This is a genomic window from Kineothrix sp. MB12-C1, assembly GCF_030863805.1.
GTDB lineage: Bacteria > Bacillota > Clostridia > Lachnospirales > Lachnospiraceae > Kineothrix.
In genome coordinates, this window is the sequence record NZ_CP132957.1 from 275,711 (window position 1) to 298,242 (window position 22,532).

Consider the following 22,532-nt stretch of genomic DNA (forward strand, 5'->3'; position numbering starts at 1 on the left):
TCTGGAGATTTGTTCTGCTGAAGGGGTAGAAAATAGAAATCATAAGATGTGAATCGATAGAATTTAATAAAGTACATAAATATTTACTTTTAGATAAAGAGATTCTTAAAATGTTAAAATGATTAATAGACCCATAGATTAAATATTTTTAAATTTGGGAAAAACATATCTTTGATTTGGAAAGAAAATAACTTCGATATGATATTAAGAATTATTTGACTGATAAATGATTAATAAAATTATATCGGATATTTAAGCCGGTGACAAGTATGCAATTTGTACAAATCTCTCAAGCCATTTGCCGAAGGATTTTATATCATGGGAAGTACAATCCTTTCCTATTGCATAACAAAACGTGCATCCAATCATGAATACACGTTTTCATAAGTCATCATTTATTCTTCTAAAGAGGCATTTCCTTGTTATCCTACGTAAATAACCTGGATATATCATTGAAGAGTACGAATACCATGAGAATCATAAGCGCTGCCATTCCTGCCAGATGTACCATGCCTTCCTTTTCTGGCGGAATCGGTTTCCCTCTAATTGCTTCTATTAAGAGGAACACTAACCGCCCTCCATCCAGTGCCGGAAGCGGTAAGAGATTCAAGATTCCCAAGTTCACGGAAAGCAAAATAGCAATATTCATCATAGAAAAGACAACCGAACTAATGCCGTAGGGTTTCACTTCCTCATAAGTCTCCCCTACAATCTGCGCGATTCCTACCGGACCGGCCATATCATCCTTACTCACCTGACCGGTGAAGAGCATTCCCAAGCTTTTTACTGTCGCTTTTACCCAGTATTCTAATTCATAGAAGCTGTACTGGAATACTTGAATAGGATTGCATTTGAAATATTCTCCTGCCCCCATCAGGCCAATATAATAACGGCCCGCTGTACTATCATAAATAGGGCTAATTGTCACACTGTACTTCTCGCCCTGACGCTCGAACTGAATATTTAATTCTTCCCCTTTATTCAGCGCTGATATCAAGTTCACCTGCCGATATAAGTGTATGCTTTCTCCGTTAATCTTCGTTATCAGGTCTCCGGACTCTATTCCGGCAGCCTGCGCCGCTCCTCCCGGAGTTACCTGCTGGACGACCGGCCTGTCAGAGCCGGTGAAAGCAACAATAATAAGCGCCAGAACAAAAGCGAGCAAAAAGTTAAAAAGAGGTCCCGCTAATACTGCGGATATCCTCGCCCATACATTTGCATGCAGAAAAGAGCCTTCATCCACCGCTCCATCCTTAGCGCTTACACCATCTTCTCCGTCGAAGATACATGCGCCGCCAATAGGAAAGGCTTTCAAACTATATATCGTCTCACCCTTTTTAACGTGGAATAGTGTCGGCCCCATACCTATGGCAAACTCTATAACACGAATCCCATTTTTCTTAGCCAACAAAAAATGCCCTAATTCATGGGATATAACAATAACACCGAAAATAAGTAAAAATAAAAGTATCGTTATAATCAATTGACCACCTGCTTTATAAATTCATAAGTTTCTGCTTCTGCTTGAAGAATCTCCTCTACCTTAGGATTCTCAAGTAGCTTATGCTTCTCCATCGAAGCCTCTATCAGTTCCGGTATTTGCATAAATCCTATCTTTCTGTCCAGAAATAAGCTCACTGCTTTTTCATTTGCCGCATTATACACTGTAGGCATACTGCCGCCTAAGTCTGATGCTTCAAAAGCTAAATTAAGTCCCGGAAAAGTATCCAGGTCCGGCTTTTCGAAAGTGAGCTGCCCCAAAGAGAAGAAATCGACTCTTTTCCCTTCCAAAGGACGTCTATCCGGATAAAAAAGCGCATAAGCAATCGGAAGCTTCATATCCGGCGTTCCCATCTGAGCCATCACTGCGCCATCCGTATATTCCACCATAGAATGAATAATACTCTGAGGGTGAACTACAACTTCGATCTGAGAAAGCGGCATATCGAACAACCATCTCGCCTCAATTACTTCCAACCCCTTATTCACCATTGTAGCAGAGTCTATCGTAATCTTTCTTCCCATCGCCCAATTGGGATGCTTTAGCGCATCTTCTACTTTCATATCAACAAGCTGAGCTTTTGTTTTCCCCCGAAAAGGCCCGCCTGACGCCGTTAAAAGTATTTTACTGATCCGCTTCTTATTTTCCCCGTTCATCGACTGGAAAATCGCACTGTGTTCGCTGTCCACCGGAAGAATATCTACATGATGTTTTGCCGCCAGCGGCATAATAATATGCCCTGCCGTTACCAACGTCTCCTTATTGGCAAGCGCAATCGTTTTTCCTTTTTCTATCGCTGCTATCGTTGGCCTTATTCCAATCATTCCCACAATCGCAGTTACCAATACTTCGGCTTCCTCCATTTGAGCAATTTGAAGAAGTCCATCCATACCGCATAACACTTTTACTCCTGTATCTGCAACTTTGATTTTCAGCGCTTCGCTGGCCTTTTCTTCCCACATTGCTGCATATAAAGGTCGGAATTCCCGTATCTGTGCCTCCATAAGCTCTACATTACTGCCTGCCGCAAGAGCAACGACCTGTAAGTCTTCGTTATTTCTAACGATTTCCAACGTCTGCGTTCCAATAGAACCCGTAGATCCCAGAATAGCTATCTTTTTTTTCACCATGTCTTTTCTCCATGCAAATTTTGCATTAGTATTGTAACAAATATTTGTGAAAATATTATGTTTCTTACAAGTATTTACATCTGTTTTATTAAAAGCACTGCCAGGGCATAAATCATTGGTGCGGTAAAAATAACGCTGTCAAAACGATCCATAATTCCGCCATGCCCCGGTATTAAATATCCATAATCTTTAATAGTATGATCTCTCTTAATAGCAGAAGCAGCTAAATCACCTATCTGAGATATTATTGCCCCTATCGCACTGATTATAATAAAGATCAATGTCATTCCCTGCTCCGCTATCACTCGTTCCACAATAAAGTGAGCATATAGTCCACCGACTAAAGCGGAGCCTGCAATTCCACCGATAGCACCTTCCACAGACTTCTTCGGGCTTAACCTCGGTGCCAGCCTGTGTTTTCCGAAAAGCATTCCTGTAATATATGCGCACGTATCACAGATCCATGAGCTGATAAAAATCATCCATACGATATAAATACCGCTCGGAAGCTCTCTCACTAAATAAATAAAAGAAAACATAACAGGTGCATATACAAAACTAAAAAATGCTGCCATAATCGTCGATGCCTTATATGTAGGAAAAGAAAATACATATACAAACATATATGCTACCATTACAAATAAAATACAAAGCAAAGAAAAGGAAATATTCTCCGTAAAGGTGAGCACAACATAATAAAAAATAATTCCCACATACCCAACAACAAGGAGCGCCGTCATTCTTTTTCTATCTTCACAGACTTTGCATGCCCGGCACAACTCATAGTAGGCAACCAATGATATGAATAAAAGAATGCCGGTCAGAAGGAACCCTCCCTGCAGTAAAGTGATAAGTGCGAGAAGAATCAACACCACACTGCTGAACAAACGCTTCATAAACATAGCTATTCCCCCTTTACTAAGCCATATCTTCTATCTCTCATATTATATGCTTCTATGGCTTTTACCAATTCTTCTTTTGTGAAATCCGGCCACGCAACTGGTGTAAAATACAGTTCCGTATAAGCGAGCTGCCATAACAAAAAGTTGGAAATACGCTGTTCATTACATGTACGAATAAGCAAATCAGGATCTGGAATCCCCTTCGTATCCAAAATATCGCCTAATGACTCCTCACTAATATCTTCCACACGCACAGCCCCGGCCACAGTATCCCTGACGAGGCTTTTCACAGCCCTTACTATTTCATCTCTTCCGCCATAATTCAGGGCAATCTGAAAATGAAGGCCATCATTATCCCTTGTAGCCTCCTCCAGTTCACCGATCCTTCTACGGATATCTTCATCTAACTGTGACTTATCCCCAATAACCCGGACACACATTCTGTTCTTTTCTGCAGTCTTCAAGCATGTTTTCAAATAATTACGCAGTAGCTTCATAAGTGCTTCCACTTCGTCCTTGGGCCTGTTCCAATTCTCTGTAGAAAACGCGTACACAGTTAAATATTGTATCCCCATTTTATAGGCTTCTTCACAAATGACTTCCACCGCCTTAGCACCTTGGATATGACCATAATTTCTCGGCATCCCTTTACTTTTAGCCCATCTGCCATTCCCATCTAAGATGATTGCCACATGTTTCGGAATATTTAATTCCTCAAGCATCTTGTTTCCTTGCATATCCGCTCCTGCTTTCATACCGTTAAAAGGGACAATACGATTACTATCGACTGTCCCTTTTTATTTTTATACCTTGTCCGCAAGCGGACATGATATGTTTTATGCACACTCGCTTCGCTCGGCACAGTATAATATTATACTATACTGTAAGGATTTCCTTTGATTTTTCTTCCACGAGCTTATCAATTTCTTTGATAAATTTATCTGTCATCTTCTGCAGTTCTTCTTCTAACTGCTTAATTTCATCCTCAGAGACATCCTCTTTTGCAAGCTTCTTAAATGCTTCATTGCCTTCTCTTCTTATGTTACGGATCGCAACTTTGCCTTCCTCGCCCTTTTTCTTCACATCTTTTACCAGGTCTTTTCTTCTCTCCTCTGTAAGTTCAGGGAATATCAGACGAATGTTGACACCATCATTGGAAGGAGTAATTCCCACATCGGAAGCCATAATAGCCTTTTCAATACTTTTAATCAGTGTTTTCTCCCAGGGTGAAATCTGAATCATTCTCGGTTCAGGAACTGTAATATTACCTACCTGCTGAATCGGTGTAGGAGTTCCATAATAATCCACTTTGATTTTATCTAACACATGGGGATTAGCACGCCCTGCACGGATTGCTGCGAAATCCATCTCCAAATAATCATATGCTTTCTTCATTTTTACATCATAAGTTTGTACTCTTTCATTCATGTTTCTTTCCTCCCACTTATTTATCTCTCATACCGTTCAGCCTTCGGCTAAACAGTAACCTTGGTACCCTTGAAGGTTCCCTTTACGGCATTCACTATACTATTTTCTTCATTCAGACCAAATACCCACATAGGCATCTTATTGTCCCTTGCCAAAATAGAAGCAGTCATATCCACAACTTGCAGATTCTTGGCAATCACCTCATCGATAGTTACCTTATCATATCTTTTCGCATTCGGATTCTTATTCGGATCATCATCATAGACCGCATCCACCGCTTTCGCAAGAAGAATAACTTCAGCCTCTACCTCTACCGCACGAAGAACAACCCCTGTATCCGTTGAAAAATAAGGATGCCCTGTTCCTCCTGCAAAAAATACCACTTTTCCCTGAGCAAAATATTTATTCGCTCTGTCCTTGGAAAACAGCTTTGTAAAAGAGCTGCATTCAAAAGGCGTTAAAATCTCCGTCTGCATTCCGGTTGAACGAAAGATCTCAGAAGTGTAAATACAGTTCATTACGGTGGCAAGCATACCGATCTGATCCGCTTTCGTCCTATCTATGTTCTCGCTGGAACGCCCCCTCCAAAAGTTACCGCCGCCGATAACGATTCCCACTTGCACGCCATCATCCAGCAGTTGTTTTACTTGTAATGCCACTTTTCTTACTGTATCTTCATCGAATCCCGTTTTCTTCGAGCCCGCAAGTGCTTCTCCGCTGAGCTTTAATAAAATCTTCTTCATAGTTATCTTTTCCCTTTATTGAATTCTTCAAAGAAGTCCGATGGCCTAACTTCTGAATAGCACTGTGAACACATACCTTCAATGACCGCACCGTTATTTATCTGGATGGATTGTGATCTGATGTTACCCATAACAATAGCTGTGGAATCCAACAAGACAGGACCGTGTATATCGATATCGCCCCTTACCGCACCGGATATCACCGCACTATTGGCAAATAGATTGCCAATTATTACAGAGCCATTACCGATTCTGACACCTCCTTGGCTGCTTAGCTCACCAAAAATCTGCGCATTCTCAGCATAAATTTCAACTGCTTTCGAATCCCCTTGAATACATCCGGTAACATTCAGCTTCCCTAATATGTTAATATTTCCGATTACCGTTCCTATTAAATCAACAGAACCTTCCGAGGTAATATCACCGTTAACAATCATTCCTGCCGTGATAACAGCGAGTTCGTCAGATGCCTTCCCCCCAGGCGTATCTTCTTTCTTATCGTGTGATTCCGTATCCGTATGAGAGATGTTCGACAATTCCTCTGAGACCGCCACTGTCTGTCCTTTCGAATTATCTTCGCCGGCTGTTCCTTCTACTGCCTCCGGTATGACTGTATCCCCCACAGCCTTTCCATCCGCTGGCTTCAATTCGTTAACCGCCTGCGACAAATCATCTTTTAAATCAGTAAAAAAACCCATACTATTTTCCTCCATGTCCCGGATACTTCTTTTGTCATTGTTTTACACAATTATATCATATTGTAACACATCTGTTCTGTATAGAAAAGAGAGAAAATGGAAAAAAGAGCAAAAAGGCAGCTCTTCTTTCGAAAGGCCGCCTTTTATCTCATCATATTCCCTATTAGCCCTGTCAGCGCACCCCTTTATCATAAGGAACACCCGCAGCTTTCGGTGCCTGAGAATTCCTGGAAGTAAAGATAAGAACGATTAACGTAGCAATATAAGGAATCATCTTATAAAGATAGCTGGGAATTCCCATATTTACCAGGAAGGGGATTCCTGAATATGCCGCTGCAATCGCCTTCATCAAACCGAAGAACAAGGAGGCCCACATAATCTTAAGCGGCTTCCATTGTCCGAATATAAGTACCGCCAAAGCCAGGAAACCATACCCAGATACTGTCGCATTGAAATTCGTAGAAGTAGGTACAACGAATACCAGGCCGCCGAGACCGGCAAGGGCACCAGAAATAATTACACCGGCGTATTGCATTCTATAGACGTTAATTCCTGCTGCATCGGCTGCCTGAGGATGTTCTCCGCATGCCCTCAGCCGTAATCCGAATTTCGTTTTATATAATACAAGAGCGGATATGGCCAAGACAAGAAATCCTAAATAAGTAGTCACATACGTATTCTTGAAAAATAAATCGCCAATGAACGGAACCTTTCCAAGAACCGGAACCTCCGCAATGCGGAAGGTATTGGTAAATGGAATCTGCTGTACACCCTGAATCACTCGCGCTACGAAGATCGCGAACGCCGGAGCGAATAAATTAAGCGCTGTACCACTGATGACCTGGTCCGCTTTCATGTTGATGGATGCATAAGCATGAAATATAGCAAAAATACCCCCTGTCACCATAGAAATCACTACCGCAATCAATAGCTGGCCCTGGCCGCTCATCGTGCCCCCGGTCAAACTAATAAACAAGATACCCGTAAAGGCACCCATAGTCATAATACCTTCCAGAGCGATATTAACGATGCCGCTTCGTTCGGAAAACATACCGCCAAGAGCCACTACCAGAAGAGGAATCATAAAAAACATCGTTTGTTGGAAAATAAAATATACTACGTTCATTCTCCCTTACCTCCCTTTTCTTCTCTTTTTGCCTGTCTGTTCTTTGTCACTTTCGCCATAAAGGACTTCACAATTAACGCAAAAGCACTGAAGTAAATAATAACAGCAACGATAATATCGATAATTTCCGTGGAGAATTCATAAAGCTGTAAATAGAAGCCTCCGGCCGTTAAGTACGCAATAAAGATTCCGGCGAACAAGACGCCAATAGGATGACTCAAGCCTAAAAGGGCTACCGAAATTCCGGTGAATCCTTCGGATGCAAGCACATCCACAATTTCAATATGTTTTCCAGTACCCGCCAAGTATAATAATCCCCCTGCAAGACCGGAAATCATACCCGCTATCATCATGGAGAATACAATACTCTTCTTTTCATCAATACCTGCATATCTGCTGGCATCCCGGTTAAAACCTACCGCGCGCAGCTCATATCCAAATGCAGTTTTGTTCAATACAATGTAAATGATAATAATAACTAAAATAGCGATTAAAATACCACCATTCACGCTGGATCCGGGAAAAAGCTTATCCATACCGAGTTTCGGTATTTGTGCACTGCTCGCCACATTCTTGGATTCATTACGCATACTGTTAAATAATACTTTATTCGCTTTTACCGTCCAGTTCACGGCATACATGCCGATGTAATTCATCATAATAGAGGAAATTACTTCATTCACATTAAAAAATGCTTTTAAAAGTCCCGGAACCACTCCCCATGCGGCCCCAAAAAGTGCGCTTACAAGGACTGCAACAATCCAGTGCACCGGTCCGAGAGATGTGAATACGATTCCTACATAGACAGCACCGAATGCTCCCATTATGAACTGCCCGGGCGTTCCGATATTAAAGAGTCCTGTTTTAAATGCAAACCCTACCGATAAACCAGTTAAAATAATCGGAGTGGCATAATAAAACACCTGTCCCACGCCCTTTAGTCCATGGGTAAAAGCCCCTGTTAAAATCGTGAAAAAACCCGGAACTGCCTGCGCAGGATTACATAGAAGCAACACGATGAATCCGAATAAAAGCCCAATTACAATTGCAAATACCGAAGATGCCGGTCCAGTCAGATTTCTAATTCTTCTATTTTTCATCTTAACCTGCCTCCCCTTCTCTCACTTGTTTCTTGGAACCGGCCATATAAAGTCCAAGTTCTTGTACCGTAATTTTCTTTGGATCTAACTCTGCCACAATACTTCCCTCAAACATTACCAAAATTCTGTCGCTTAAGTTCATCACCTCATCCAATTCCAAAGATACAAGCAATATACCGGCTCCTTCATCCCTTTTCTTTATAAGCTGCTTATGGATATATTCAATAGCTCCTACATCCAATCCACGAGTCGGCTGTACCGCTAACAGGAGGTCAGGATTCTTGCCTATTTCTCTTGCAACAATCGCTTTTTGCTGATTACCGCCCGACATACTCCTTGTAATAGTTGCAGTTCCCTCACCACTTCTAATATCGTACTGCTTTATTAAATTGTCCGCATATTCATAAATCTTATCTTTCTTCAAGAAACCAAGCTTCTGAAACTGCGGCTTAAAATATTGCTGCAATACGAGATTATAGGCCAGATTATAATCGAGTACCAAGCCGTGCTTATGCCTGTCCTCCGGGATATGTGAAAGACCATGGTCACTTCTATAACGAATACTCTTTTCTGTCATATCCTCACCATGCAAGATTACATTTCCTTCACTCATACGTTCCATTCCGGTAATTGCATATACAAGTTCCGATTGACCATTCCCGTCAATGCCCGCAATGCATACAATCTCACCCTTGCGAACCTCAAAACTCACATGATTTACCAGGTCCTTCGTATGGCCCTCTTTTCTCGTCTTTACAGATAAATTCTTTACAGAAAGCACTACGTCCTTCGGCTTTGCCGGCGGCTTCTCAACCGTTAGGTTAACTTTACGCCCTACCATCATTTCAGACATCATCTCTTTATCGGTATCTGCCACATCGATGGTCCCTATATATTTACCCCGTCTTAGAACCGTACATCGGTCCGCCGCTTCCTTGATTTCATTTAATTTATGAGTAATAAAAAGGATGGATTTCCCTTCCTTTGTCAGATTTTTCATAATTATCATCAGTTCATCGATTTCCTGCGGAGTCAATACCGCCGTAGGCTCATCGAAAATCATGATTTCATTATTACGGTAAAGCATTTTTAAGATTTCTACCCTTTGCTGCATTCCTACTGTGATATCGGAAATAAGAGCATCGGGTTCAATGAAAAGATTATACTTTTCACTTAATTCCACTATCTTCTTACGAGCCTCCTCCATACGGAGAATTCCACCCTTCACAGTTTCAATACCGAGTACAATATTTTGCAGAACTGTAAAATTATGCACCAACTTAAAATGCTGATGTACCATACCTATTCCCAGGGCATTTGCATCTAAGGGCCCCTTGATCTTCACTTCTTTTCCCTTTACTTTAATTACGCCCTTCTCCGGCTGATACATACCGAAAAGAACACTCATTAAAGTTGATTTTCCAGCACCATTTTCCCCAAGCAAGGCGTGAATCTCGCCCTTCTTTAACTGTAGGGTAATATTATCATTGGCAATAATCCCCGGAAACTCCTTTGTAATCCCCATCATCTCAATTACATAGTCCATAGCTTCTCCTTCTTTCATTACTTCTGAAAAAATCAGACCGTGTATTATAGCAGTTCTAGTAGAAAAAGGGCGCTTACCATAAATAAGCACCCTTTTTGGCTGTAACTCAAATTCCTTCAAATACCTTAACGCCTAACCTTATTCAACAAAGGTAACCTTTGAAGAAGATAAAGTAAGATCTGCTGTCGTTGTATCAGATACATCATTATTGATTGTGATAGAACCGTCTACAAGACCTGCAAGAATTGCATCATAATCATCCTGTGTAAAGTTTGTAAATTTCGAGGTCTCCATAGGAAGTCCGATACCATCGTTCTCTGCGGAGAAGATAGAAGTAGAACCGCCCGGGAAGCTGCCATCATAATAATCCCTGATTCCGTCATATACAGAAACAGAAAGTTTCTTCATTGCAGATGTAATAACTGTATCGGATTCAAAAGACTGATCTACGTCAACACCGATTACCTTAGCACCCGCTTCTTCTGCTGCTGCCATTACGGAGTTACCTACCGCACCACCGCAGCCGAAAATAACTTCTGTTCCGTTCTGATACCAGGAAGCTGCCATAGCCTGTGCTTCCGGTGTTGCTGCGAATGCGCCCGTATAGTGATACATAACATCAACATTTACGCCCATCTCTGTTGCGGCTGCATCAGCGCCCTGTACGAATCCATAACCGAAACGAACAACCGCCGGAACTGCCATACCACCCATAAATCCAAGCTTTGTCATACCATCTTTAACAGAAGCATAACCTGCAAGGTAACCGGGCTGGTCTTCCTGATATAAAATTGCCATCGTATTAGCCGCTGTTGTATAATCGGAATAATCTTCGTTGTGAGGTTCGCCGTCAAGTAAGATAAAACTTACATCCGGATACTGCTCTTGTACGATGTAAACCGGTGTCTCAAATAAAAATCCGGGACATACAACGACTTTCGCTCCACCTTCGATCGCAAGACCGATTGTCTCCACATAGGAATCGGTAGTTGCTTCCTGAGGCTGATAATACTTATAAGTCTTGCCAAACTCTTCCGCATACTGAGCAAGTCCTTCCCAAGCACCTTGGTTAAAAGATTTGTCATCGATTGTTCCAAGGTCTGTTACAAGCGCAAGCTCATAACCGCCCGCCTGCTCTTCTGTCGCTTCCGGAGCTTCCGCTACCTCTGTTTCGGCTTCCGTCTCAGTTGCTGTAGTGTCCGATTCAGCCGCCGGCTCCGTCTGTGTACCACCGCACGCTGCTAATGAGAGAACCATGGCTCCCGTGAGAAGCATTGCTAACAATTTCTTCTTCATACTAAAGTTTTCCTCCTTGTTTTTGAAATATAATTTTATTATTTCAACATCTTTATATTATCATGTTATACCGATTATCGTCAATGACAGCTTTATGTGTTTGCGATAATAATCGTCTCCACGGCATCCGCCAAATCCTCGCAGCAATCACATACTGTTTCAAAGGAACGATAAAGCTCTCTCCATGCCATTACTGTGTATGGATCAGCATTTTCTACGGATAATTTGCGAATATACTGAATATATAAATCATCGCCTTTTTCCTCCAGATGATTTAATTCGATAATATGGTTCATGATGGTCTTAGATTTCTTATAATCATGCAGCTCAGCAAGCAGCCTCTCTGCCGAATTACAACATGCTACGATAAGATCCGCGAACTCCATCACATCGTCTCTGAGCGTTGTAATGTTCCACGTATAGAAACCGATTACGATATCCTCTATGGAATCTGTTACATTATCGATACAATTGCTGATTTTCACAATATCATCGCGATCGATCGGAGTGATAAAAGCTTTTACAATTTCTCTTGTCATTTCATGCTTCTTCGAATCTCCCATATGTTCAATTTCATGCATAGCAGCCACGTCTTTTTCAATCGTGCTGTGATCATAATTCTTTATAATATCCTGCAATTTAACTGCAGCCATTTTCGAAACGCTAATTCCTTCCAAGAAATTCTGAAAATAAAAATTATCCTTTGACTTTGCCACGTTACTTCCTCCTTTTGTAATAAACCGTTTTAAGCAAACAATCCAAAAATTCTCACTGCGATATATGCGATAAGACCGCACCCCGGAAATGTCAGTATCCATGTAAATATCATTTCCTTTACTACCGACAGATTAATTGACGACAGCCTCTGTGTAGCACCTACACCCATAATAGCTGTAGTCTTCGTATGGGTCGTGCTGACCGGAATACCGGTAAGTGATGCGACGAGCAAGCAAAGTGCCGCACCTAAGTCCGCAGAAAATCCTTGATAAGTATTGAGTTTTACCATATCCATTCCCACTGATTTAATAATCTTGTAACCGCCAAGGGAGGTTCCAAGGGCCATCAATGTGGAACAAAGTATCATCATCCAAATAGGAAGCTGTACATTCCCTGTAGTCTCACTTCCATTAGCCAGAAATACGCCGAGCATCAATACGCCCATAAACTTCTGTCCATCCTGAGCACCATGCATAAAAGACATAGCCGCGCCGCCAAATACCTGTGCACCTTGGAAAAATCCAACCGTCTTTCTTCTATCAGCTTTACGGAATAATAGTTCTGTCAACTTCGTACACAAGAAACCACTGGAAAAACCAAGCATGGTAGAAAGAACCAGTCCATAAATTACTTTCAGCCACTCATCTCCGTTAATACCATTAAATCCACCGTGCAATGCAATGGCCGCTCCCGATAATCCGGCAATCAAAGCGTGGCTCTCGCTCGTCGGAATGCCGAAATACCATGCTGTCACGGCCCAAAGTATAATCGCCAAAAGAGCTGCGCACAAAGCGAGAATCGCAGCGTTCGTATCTCCATCGAAATTCACCATGTTTTTAATGGTCATGGCTACCGTGGAATTAATCAGGGTCATCACAAATACCCCCAAAAAGTTAAATACCGCAGACATTATAATCGCTGCACGCGGCGGTATTGCACGAGTCGCAATACAGGTCGCTATTGCGTTCGGGGCATCCGTCCATCCATTCACAAATACCACTCCACATGTTAAAATGACTGTAATCAAAAGAATGGGATTCTGGATTACTTGTGAAATGAAGTCAATAATATTCATATTACTTCTCCTTATCGTGTTGTATATGTTATAATTCCCTTGAAAATATACAATATCCAAATTAAAATCGTGCAATAATAACTCGGATACCACGTTTATTAGAATATCATACGCGGACAAATGTATCAACAAAATATTCAAAATTTAGTTAAATTACATTTTCTTTCTTTATGCCTCTTTGTTAATGGGCAAAGTGAACATAAACTGTGCTCCTCCATGGGGCAAGTTTTCTGCGTAAATCTCACCGCCATGGGCATTAATTATAGTCTTGCAGATGGATAGTCCAATGCCTAGTCCTCGCTTCGAATCTCTATATGGCTTATCCGATGTACCAGCTACATTAAAGAGATTGGGAAACACTTCCAGATCAATACCGGGTCCGTTATCGCTCACTACGAAAACTACCATATTTTCAATTTCCTTCATTTCAATCACCACATCCGACCTCTGCCCTTTGGCATGTCTTTGCGTATTCTCCAAGAGATTCGTTAACACCTGAGAAATCAACATAATATCCATGGGAACGAGCAGTACCTTTTCAGGCTGCTTCACCGTAATATTGGCGTCAGGAAAACGTTTATGAAAAATAGCAATAGCGCCCTCCACCACTTCCTCTGCCACTTCCTCCGATTTATCGATAATCATGTCATTTCTTCTCACCTTAGTAATGGACAAAATATTCTCAATCATATTCACAAGCCATTGTGCGTCGCTTTGTATTCCCTCAACCAACTTCTTGCGTTCATCCTCCGACAATTCATCCCCCACTTCCAACAAAGTAGAACTGGAGCCAATAATACCGGTCAAAGGTGTTCTCAAATCGTGAGAGATACTTCTCAAAAAGCTGTTCTTTACTTTTTCCATCTCCGCCATCACTTGGGTCTGCTGCTTCTGTACCATAAGATAATGCATACGAAGTGCTTGTGCCGTCTGCTCGGCAATCAGCGGAATAAACATTTGTTGTTTATGATTTAATTCTTTTGCATTGCAGGAGAAAGCAAACACCCCGTAGTTCTTATTTTGTGTCGTTATCGGAACGAAAAATCCACCACCCTTTACATTCAAAACTTTACGATTCTTGGCTGCACTTTTCACCAAGTAAAGAAGTTCTTCATTGACAAAGTATCCTTCTTCCACATCTCCGGCCATATAGATTAAGTAAGGTTCCGGCTTCTCTTGCGCCTGAACATTTTCAAAAAAACCTATGGAACAATGAAGCTCCTTCTTCAAATGTGCCATGGAATATTTGGCTATGTCATTCATATCTCTCGTGGACAGAAGCTCCCGATTAATACTATAAAGAAATTCAGCAAGTTCCCTTTGCTCTCTGGCGTGTACTACCTGCCTCTTAATTCTTCCCACTACCGTGCTGCTGATAAAAACTACAAGAAGCATAATAACAAATGTTATCGGAAATCCTTCCGTAAAACTAAACCCGAGTCTCGGCGAAGTAATCAAAAAATCATGAACAAAAACTCCGATTACTGCAGACACCACTCCATAAATATAACTATCGGTAGAAGCTGCTATGACAAAGATTGCCAAGGACATTATAATATTAATATTCTGGCCTCCGATTTCCTTTCTATACAATACCTCACAAAACAGTAAAGCTAAAAAAAGAATACTACCGGAGATAGCAATGTTCTTTATTGTCTTCTTCAAATCCATCCATCCTGTACTTTCATATTTCTATGTTCGGTCAATCCACAATATAAGGGCCTGCCGCCCCTGCTTTCATAAGTTCTTTTGCTCTTGTCATACACAATCCCAGCAAAAACATAACGACACCTGTAATGATAAGCAATATTTCTATCGCAACCACATCCGCAACCGGTCCGAATATTATCATACCAAGAGGCATCATGCTCGTATTTATCATCGTCATAATACCAAACACTCTTCCCATATATTTCGCATCCACACGCTCCTGCAACATCGTCATCGCCGGGGTATTTAAGAAAGGAAGCGCCGTTCCGAATAAGAACATTAAGATTACATAAGGAAGAAACGGCATGCGGATACCTAAACCAAAGGTACATAGACTCATAATAAGAACTGCGAGCATCATCGTATTGACCTTGTTCTTCATCCCTCCCCATATGGTAATAATGATTCCTCCCGCCAGCATTCCGAGGGAAAATGCCACCTCGATTGCAGACAAATACCAATAGTCCTCTCCATAATTTCTTACCACTTGTACCTGTGTCAGAAAGGCTGCCGGTGCCATCATTATAAAATAAATCATACAAAAACCGAAAAACTCTATCAAAAAACGGCTCTTGATAATATACCGAAACCCTTGTTTCATTTCCGAGAAATAATTGCCCGAAGCCATCTCTTCCACACTTTTTTCTTTTTTAGGAAGATGAAATGCCGTGAGTAAAATAATAATTGCAATAACTGCAGTGATAATGTCTATAAAGAAAATTTTACCGAGCGGCACAAGGGACAGAAGCAAAGCACCGAGCACCGGTGATGCCAACATAAAAAGGGACTGTATGCTCCCATTGATGCCATTGACCCTTGTCAGCTTATCCTCCGGCACAATATCCGGCAGCAAAGCTCCTACACAGGGGGACTGTACGGCAGACCCCAGGGCCCTGATAATAAGTGCCGCAAAGAGTAATTCAATCGACTCATAGCCAAGCAGAAAAGCAATTGCCACCAACAGGGTACATGCCGCAATACTGCTGTCCGCTATAATAATCAATATTTTCCTATTGTACCTATCGGCCCACACCCCTGCAAAAGGTGATAGAAGAAACACAGGAAGGATTGCGCATAATATTGCAATCGTAGCATATACTCCCGATTTCGTTTGTACTGTTATATAGGAGGTAATAGCAAATTGTACCAGCGATGATCCCAAAAGAGAAATCGCCTGGCTCGACATAAAAATAGCCGTATTTTTTTTCCAACGATAGTTCATATTTATGACCATATTCCTTTCAAGGTCCGGGAATTTTGTACTATACACATTTGCTATTATAACCGCTTCTCTTCCTATTTCCAAGATAATATTTTTATATTTACAAAAAGGGCGGTCACATTTTATTTGACCAGCCCTTATATTGTTTCCTATATTCTATATCCTTTTACTATTATCTTATCTCTATCGGAACATGCTTACTTCGCCGCAGGATATTCATTGCACAAAAGTCTATAAGGAGCCTCATCCTCTTCAATCTTCGGGAAACGCCCTACCTCCGGATTAAAACGATTGTCAACATTATCATCATTGCACATGGACACTTCTCCGATGAGCACATCCCCGGTTCCCGGTTTTACATCAAAATCATGATATTGATTCGGCCAAAGTGTAATACTTTCTCCCGGCTTCAGTTCCACCCCCGTACCTGCCGGAACATAATAAGAACGTCCGTCGGAGTTCACGCAGACATCCGTATCTGCCAGTTCCTCATTATCATCGCTGTTATATACGTGAATGATAAGTGTCCCTCCACCTCTATTAATAATATCTTCTGACTTTGCCCAATGAAAGTGCATCGGAGAATGCTGCCCCTCTTTCAACATCAGAAGTTTCTCCGCATATATTTTCTTATATTTCGGATTATTTCGGCTTCCGTTCCTAAGCGTTATCAGGGCAAATCCTATCTTGTCCCAATCGCCCAGGCCATAATCGGTAATATCCCATCCCAGCATGTTATCTCTTATCTCATCATATTCATGCCCTTTCATTTCCCATTCCTCAGGTGTCCAGTGGCAAAAGGGAGGCAAGTGAAACCCATTCTCCTTAACGAGCCTTTCCATATCTTTAATACATTTATTAATTTCTGAACGCTTCATAATTAATCACCATTCCTTTCTTAATCTATAACTTATCAGGCAATATCATAAATGCTTCGAACCTTTATGCCATTCGGTGTGCCGGATAAAATCTTTACCCTCTTCTCACCGGCTTCCATATCGAAATAATTATCCGATAATACCCAATCCTCCTCTTCATTGAGAAGCTCTACCGAGGCCGCATAAGCCTTAGCCGTAACGACCACCTCATCTCCTTCTGTACGAACTTTAAGTTCAGGATTCACATAATCGTAGAACTTCGGCATAGAAAAGATAACACTTCCTTCTGAAATAATCTCTTCTCCCTGCATACAAAGATAAGAGAGATGATCCTTCTTTAACCTGGCATGGGGCAGTTCTTCCTTTACCAGCCATACGCTTGTTAATGCGGGAACCATAATTTCTTCTTCTTTCTCCTCGCCTATTATGCAAGAGTGATTATCGCGCAGACTATAACGCACTGTTACTTTCCTGTCTTCTCTCGTTTCGTTCGCTACATTTAAACGAATACTCTTCTCCACCGCGTAAGGCCTCGCATTGATATTGGGATTCTGCGTCAAAAGGCCTTCTTCGCAACAGGAAATCATAACTGGTGCGAAGAAACGTTTCTCAAAATAATGCAGCGCTTTCCAACGTCCAAAATAATCGATGGAGGACCAGGACGTTACCGGCCAGCAGTCGTTCAACTGCCATACGATCGCTCCCATACATTCTCCTCTATGCCGTCTCCAATGTTCCACCGCATAACGCATAGCCTGTCCCTGCATCAATTGAGAGGCATAAATAAGAGTAGAAAAATCCTTCGGATACTTAAAATATTGCGAGATATAAACCATCATCTTCGCATAGCCATTCTCACTTCGCTGATGCCTCTCCATTACATAAGAAAATACATTTCTATCTTCCGGCAGCGTGAAGGCTTCTATCGTCTTCAAGGAAGGCATAGCTTCGAATCCGAATTCCGATGCATAACGGAAATTATGCTTTCTATAGTCAGGAAAAGGCTTATATCCGTGCCATACTTGCCAGTAGTGGGCGTCTCCTCTCGTTTCATCCTGGGGATTATCGAAATCCCCTCCCGAAGAAGGGCTGGAGGGCCAATAAAAGGTGTCCGGATCTTCCGCCTTAACCAGCCTGGGAATAATATAACTGTACATACGAGTGTAATCTCCTAACAGCCGCTGCGTCTTGCTGTGATTCTCACAATAACCTCCAAGGAGCATATCTTCCATCTCATTATTGCCGCACCATAGACCAAGACAGGCATGATGACGTATTCTTCGTACATTCTGTATAATTTCCCAGCTAATATTCTCCTCGAATTCCTCCGTCAGCAAATAGGTCGCACAAGCAAACATAAAGTCCTGCCACACGAGAAGTCCCAGCTCATCACATGCATCATAGAACCAATCATCTGGGTAGTAGGCACCACCCCATACCCTGATGGCGTTATAATTCGCCAGCGCACACTGCTCCAGAAGCTTTCTCGTCGTTTCTTCACTTACGCGGGGCAGAAGGCAGTCCTCTGGTATATAGTCAGCCCCCATAGCGAATACGGCTATGCCATTCACCTCATGGGCAAAGCTTTCTCCCCATGCATCCTTTTCTATCTTCATAGTCATTGTGCGAAGCCCTATGCGCCGCTGCCATATATCCACCACGTCGCCGTCCGCAACAGCCTCCACCTTAACCGTATACAAATCCTGTTTTCCGTAGCCTCTGGGCCACCAAAGTGAGGGTTTTGTAATTTCTATGCTTTCCGGTGATCCCTCCCATATAGCCGTACTTCTATCAGGAGCAATTATAGTAACGCGATAGTCACATACCGCTTTCTCTTCCAGCTTCTCCATATCCACATGGAGGGAAAGCCGAACCTTTTCTTTTTCATGCTCCTGGCGGATATGTACATCCGCGATTCTCACTTTATCAGTACCGTTCAGAAACACCTGTCTGAATATTCCCATATCCGGCAGCTTAGGCGCCCAATCCCAACCCGACATACAACTGGACTTACGAAGGTAAGGGAAGCCATCCAAAGTATCCGTATTGCATGGAATCGCCCCATGGACTTCTATCTGCTCCTCCATATAGCGTATCGGTGAAAACAGATGAACTTCCAGAAGGTTTTCCTTTTCTCTTAGAATACTTTCTACGGGAAATTCCCACTCTCTATGCATATTGAATGTCTTGCCAAGAAAAACGCCATTCAAAAAGATATCAGCAAGGGTATCCACTCCTTGGAAGCAAAGCCATATCTTCCCACATTGGAATAAGCCTTCTTCTGCATCAAAGCAAAGCTTATATACATAATCCCTTTCCGACAGAGGCAAGGCTGCTTCTTCATTATACCTGTAAAAAGGTTCTTCAATCTCACCGTGTTTTAACAAGTCGGAATATACGGAACAAGGTACTTCCGTTTCCAAAAGCTTATCATTCCACACAAGCTTCCAACCTGTCTTTAACTGTTGCTTTTCCATTTTTCATCTCCATTCTCAGAAACTGTAACAGTTCAGTACCTTCACTGTTACGTGTGAAAATCCATTAAAATCACCTTATACGTTTTAATCTCAAAAGGTTTGATGAGGAAACTAAACTCCTTATCCGTATATTCTGTCAGAACATCCTCCGGCTCTTCCATTAAATTGCATTCATATACCCCTTTTATCTTCTTACCCATACCAAAACTAATTGTCGCATGTGTCTTCGCATTTTCAAACTCATACATACGGATAATGATTCCTTCCCCATCTTCCGATGCCTTAATGGTCTCTATCATTATATTGGACGCATTCACAGATAAAAGCGATTCCTTCCGGCCAGGCTCGCCTGCCGCTAATGCTCGAAGGGGCACATTGAGCTGATAACTTTCCTTTACCGTGTCACATGCACTTAAATTTCCTGCATGCGGATACAAGGAATAGGTGAAGAAATGTTCTTCCTGATCCGTTACCGGATTAGGTTCAATCCCTGATTTAATTAAGGTAAGAGTAATAACGGAATCCTTCACAGAGTGACCGTATTTACAATCATTCAACAAGCTGACCCCATAGTGCCCTTCGGAAAGATCCATCCATTTTTGTCCGCACGATTCAAACCGGGCCATATCCCAGCTCGTATTCGTATGTACCTTCCTTGTCAGACTTCCAAACTGAATATCGAAAGCAGCCTCATCCGTATGAATATCCACCGGGAAATGAACTTTCAGCAAATGCTGGGACTCCTTCCAATCCACATATGTTTCAAAGTCTATTCTCGGACTGTCTGCATAAAAATATATCTTCTGCTTAATCAGAGAATTGCTCACCTTACGCTCTAAATGAAGTACTGTACATATCGGACCGTCTTCCTTCCACTGCATCGCCGTAAGGTCTTCCACTTTCCAGCTTTTTTCTGTATGATAAATATCGATATCCCAATTATCGTAATAAATCGGCTTATCCTCATACATCTCAAAAAGATTGCCCTTCTCCCCTTCCTGTAATACTTCCCTTTCATTTTTCTTATCGTAAATAGAAGTAAAATGCCCGCTTTCATCGAATTCTACCATATAGTAAGGAGTTTCCAGCTTGCTGTCCATCCTCACAAAGGGGCTTTCCATCATTTCTTCTCCCGCTGTTATCTCAAAGCTTTTAAACCCTTTGGAAGGAATATCTTTCACAAAAGCAAGTGCGCCTTCCTCCGTTTTCTGGATGGGATATAAGGTTCCTTCCTCATCGCGAAGCGCCCCTTGCATATCCCCCGGCAGATGAACGATATCACCTCTATCGAAGCCGAGGGTGTTGAATACAGTCACTGCATCCCCTTCTCCGGCCAGCGTTCCCATGCATTCTTTCAACAGCATATCTCCGTCTTGCGCTAACTGTTCATATTCCTTCTTAGTCACTTCATATACTTCGTGAATGGATGACCCCGGAAGAATATCATGGAACTGATTCAAAAGAAGTACTTTCCACATCTCATCTATCTTTTCCTTAGGATAGGGGATACCCTGCCATGCGGCAAACAGGCTGAGAAGCTCCAAATCCATCATAAGAAACTCGCTTTTTCTGTTGGAGCGTTTATTCCTCGCCATAGAGGTATAGGTTCCTCTATGATATTCGAAATACAGTTCTCCTTCCCAGACAGGAAGCCTGCGGTTATCTTTTACCCGATCGAAAAGCTCTTTGAAATAAATACCTGAAAATTCCTGACGCACCTTGGGGATTCCCTTAATTCCCTTCTCCATTCTCAAAGAGGTCTCCAGCATTTCCCTTGTAGGGCCGCCGCCTCCATCTCCATATCCGTAGGAAATTAAAATATCGTTATTAATCTCCTTGTTCTGATATCTTTTCCATCCACCCATAATCGAATCGGGATGAAGACGTCCATTGTAGGTGGTGAAGAAATTATCCGTACTCTGTCCCACGTCCAGTGTCGTTACCAAATGAGTAAATATTGCCGAACCATCGATTCCTTTCCAGAAGAAGGTATCATAAGGCATTTTATCGATTTGATTCCACGCCAGTTTCGTCGTCATAAAATAGTCAATACCGCTTTTCTTCATAATCTGCGGCAGTGCTCCTGAATATCCAAACACATCAGGCAGCCATAGCATCTTGCAATCTACGCCGAACTCTTCTTTAAAGAATCGCTTACCGTAAAGGAACTGACGTACCAAGGACTCCCCGGACGTCAAGTTGGTATCCGCTTCCACCCACATGCCGCCTTCCGGTTCCCAGCGTCCTTCCCTCACTCGTTCCTTTATCCTCGCATACAAATCGGGATATCTCTCTTTTAAGAATTCATAAAGCTGAGGCTGACTGGACATAAACTTATAATTCGGATATTCCTCCATCAGCTTCAATACTGTGGCAAAGCTTCTTCCTACCTTCTCTCTTGTCTGCTCTACCGTCCACCACCATGCCACATCGATATGAGTATGCCCGATACAGGTAGCGATTACTTCATCATATGGTACTCATGATCAAACTCTGAATCAGCTTATATTTGCGGTATTGGGTAGTAGTATCAGCTTCCTGCGATTCCGGCGACTGAGATAGTAATGTCTGACAGTTTTCACTTACCAGAACAGCGATTGCATCGTTACGAATTCCTTGGAAAAACATATCCAATTGTTTTTCAATCATCTGGATATCCTTCGTATGTTCCGTCTTTGTCTTGCTAAGCAATTGATTTTTCATAATCAGAAAGACACTGCCGACAAATGCCATATTAGAAATAATACTCAATATGGTAATAACCAGAATGATACGTTTTGTAATTGTCTGCTGATAGAAAAATGTTTGTAACCTTTTTGCCCATTTTTTCATATCGATTCCTCATATGTAATCTTTAAAAGCTGGTCTTTTGTTTTGAAAACTCATTCTTCATTTATATTGGCTGATACTGCTTATATTATAATAGTATCTATAGTATAAGAGGTATTTGAATTCTTATCAACAGAAAAGACGCAGTGTATAT

The 22,532-nt window shown here is 41.9% G+C and carries 18 protein-coding genes and 1 pseudogene; all 19 read right to left on the bottom strand.

What is annotated here, in order from left to right; all coding sequences use genetic code 11:
• Nucleotides 1-427: 427 nt before the first annotated feature.
• A complete protein-coding gene (gene rseP / locus RBB56_RS01380; RefSeq protein ID WP_331526330.1) occupies nt 428-1,483 on the bottom strand; it encodes an RIP metalloprotease RseP in 1,056 nt (351 codons plus the stop codon).
• The gene (gene dxr / locus RBB56_RS01385; RefSeq protein WP_306720608.1) at nt 1,480-2,631 is read right to left on the bottom strand and encodes a 1-deoxy-D-xylulose-5-phosphate reductoisomerase; all 1,152 of its coding nucleotides are present in this window, start codon (nt 2,629-2,631) and stop codon (nt 1,480-1,482) included. Before dxr ends, rseP begins: the two co-directional genes overlap by 4 nt.
• A gap of 74 nt (nt 2,632-2,705) precedes the next feature.
• A complete protein-coding gene (locus RBB56_RS01390; RefSeq protein WP_306720610.1) occupies nt 2,706-3,533 on the bottom strand; it encodes a phosphatidate cytidylyltransferase in 828 nt (275 codons plus the stop codon).
• A 2-nt stretch (nt 3,534-3,535) separates the two neighbouring features.
• Nucleotides 3,536-4,270: an isoprenyl transferase gene (locus RBB56_RS01395; RefSeq protein ID WP_306720611.1), complete on the bottom strand. Its 735-nt coding sequence runs from the start codon at nt 4,268-4,270 to the stop codon at nt 3,536-3,538.
• A 139-nt stretch (nt 4,271-4,409) separates the two neighbouring features.
• Nucleotides 4,410-4,961, bottom strand: coding sequence for a ribosome recycling factor (frr, locus tag RBB56_RS01400; protein ID WP_306720612.1), 552 nt, complete (start codon nt 4,959-4,961; stop codon nt 4,410-4,412).
• A gap of 47 nt (nt 4,962-5,008) precedes the next feature.
• Nucleotides 5,009-5,704 carry a UMP kinase gene (pyrH, locus tag RBB56_RS01405; RefSeq protein WP_306720613.1) on the bottom strand — a complete coding sequence of 232 codons (696 nt, stop codon included), beginning with the start codon at nt 5,702-5,704 and terminating at the stop codon, nt 5,009-5,011.
• A gap of 2 nt (nt 5,705-5,706) precedes the next feature.
• Entirely contained in the window at nt 5,707-6,402 is a 696-nt protein-coding gene (locus RBB56_RS01410) for a bactofilin family protein (RefSeq protein ID WP_306720615.1), read from the bottom strand.
• Between the two features lie 172 nt (nt 6,403-6,574).
• A complete protein-coding gene (locus RBB56_RS01415) occupies nt 6,575-7,528 on the bottom strand; it encodes an ABC transporter permease (RefSeq protein ID WP_306720616.1) in 954 nt (317 codons plus the stop codon).
• Nucleotides 7,525-8,628, bottom strand: a complete 1,104-nt coding sequence (locus RBB56_RS01420) for an ABC transporter permease (protein WP_306720617.1) — start codon at nt 8,626-8,628, stop codon at nt 7,525-7,527. The genes RBB56_RS01415 and RBB56_RS01420 overlap by 4 nt, the downstream gene beginning before the upstream one ends.
• 1 nt (nt 8,629) lies before the next feature.
• Complete coding sequence (locus RBB56_RS01425; protein ID WP_306720619.1) at nt 8,630-10,174, bottom strand: ABC transporter ATP-binding protein; 1,545 nt, start codon at nt 10,172-10,174, stop codon at nt 8,630-8,632.
• A gap of 138 nt (nt 10,175-10,312) precedes the next feature.
• A complete protein-coding gene (locus RBB56_RS01430; protein WP_306720620.1) occupies nt 10,313-11,470 on the bottom strand; it encodes a BMP family lipoprotein in 1,158 nt (385 codons plus the stop codon).
• 92 nt (nt 11,471-11,562) lie between these two features.
• Complete coding sequence (locus tag RBB56_RS01435) at nt 11,563-12,186, bottom strand: DUF47 domain-containing protein (protein ID WP_306720621.1); 624 nt, start codon at nt 12,184-12,186, stop codon at nt 11,563-11,565.
• A 29-nt stretch (nt 12,187-12,215) separates the two neighbouring features.
• Complete coding sequence (locus RBB56_RS01440) at nt 12,216-13,262, bottom strand: inorganic phosphate transporter (RefSeq protein ID WP_306720622.1); 1,047 nt, start codon at nt 13,260-13,262, stop codon at nt 12,216-12,218.
• Between the two features lie 168 nt (nt 13,263-13,430).
• On the bottom strand, nt 13,431-14,927 hold the full coding sequence (locus RBB56_RS01445; RefSeq protein ID WP_306720624.1) for a sensor histidine kinase: 1,497 nt from the start codon (nt 14,925-14,927) through the stop codon (nt 13,431-13,433).
• 37 nt (nt 14,928-14,964) lie between these two features.
• Nucleotides 14,965-16,194: an MFS transporter gene (locus RBB56_RS01450; protein ID WP_306720626.1), complete on the bottom strand. Its 1,230-nt coding sequence runs from the start codon at nt 16,192-16,194 to the stop codon at nt 14,965-14,967.
• A gap of 197 nt (nt 16,195-16,391) precedes the next feature.
• On the bottom strand, nt 16,392-17,072 hold the full coding sequence (locus RBB56_RS01455; protein WP_306720628.1) for a D-lyxose/D-mannose family sugar isomerase: 681 nt from the start codon (nt 17,070-17,072) through the stop codon (nt 16,392-16,394).
• A 35-nt stretch (nt 17,073-17,107) separates the two neighbouring features.
• A complete protein-coding gene (locus tag RBB56_RS01460; RefSeq protein WP_306720630.1) occupies nt 17,108-19,549 on the bottom strand; it encodes a beta-mannosidase in 2,442 nt (813 codons plus the stop codon).
• Nucleotides 19,550-19,596: 47 nt separating this feature from the next.
• Nucleotides 19,597-22,023, bottom strand: a pseudogene (locus RBB56_RS01465) (alpha-mannosidase); the annotation flags it as partial.
• Nucleotides 22,019-22,381 carry a hypothetical protein gene (locus RBB56_RS01470; RefSeq protein WP_306720631.1) on the bottom strand — a complete coding sequence of 121 codons (363 nt, stop codon included), beginning with the start codon at nt 22,379-22,381 and terminating at the stop codon, nt 22,019-22,021. The pseudogene RBB56_RS01465 and the gene RBB56_RS01470, both read right to left, overlap by 5 nt.
• Nucleotides 22,382-22,532: the final 151 nt, after the last annotated feature.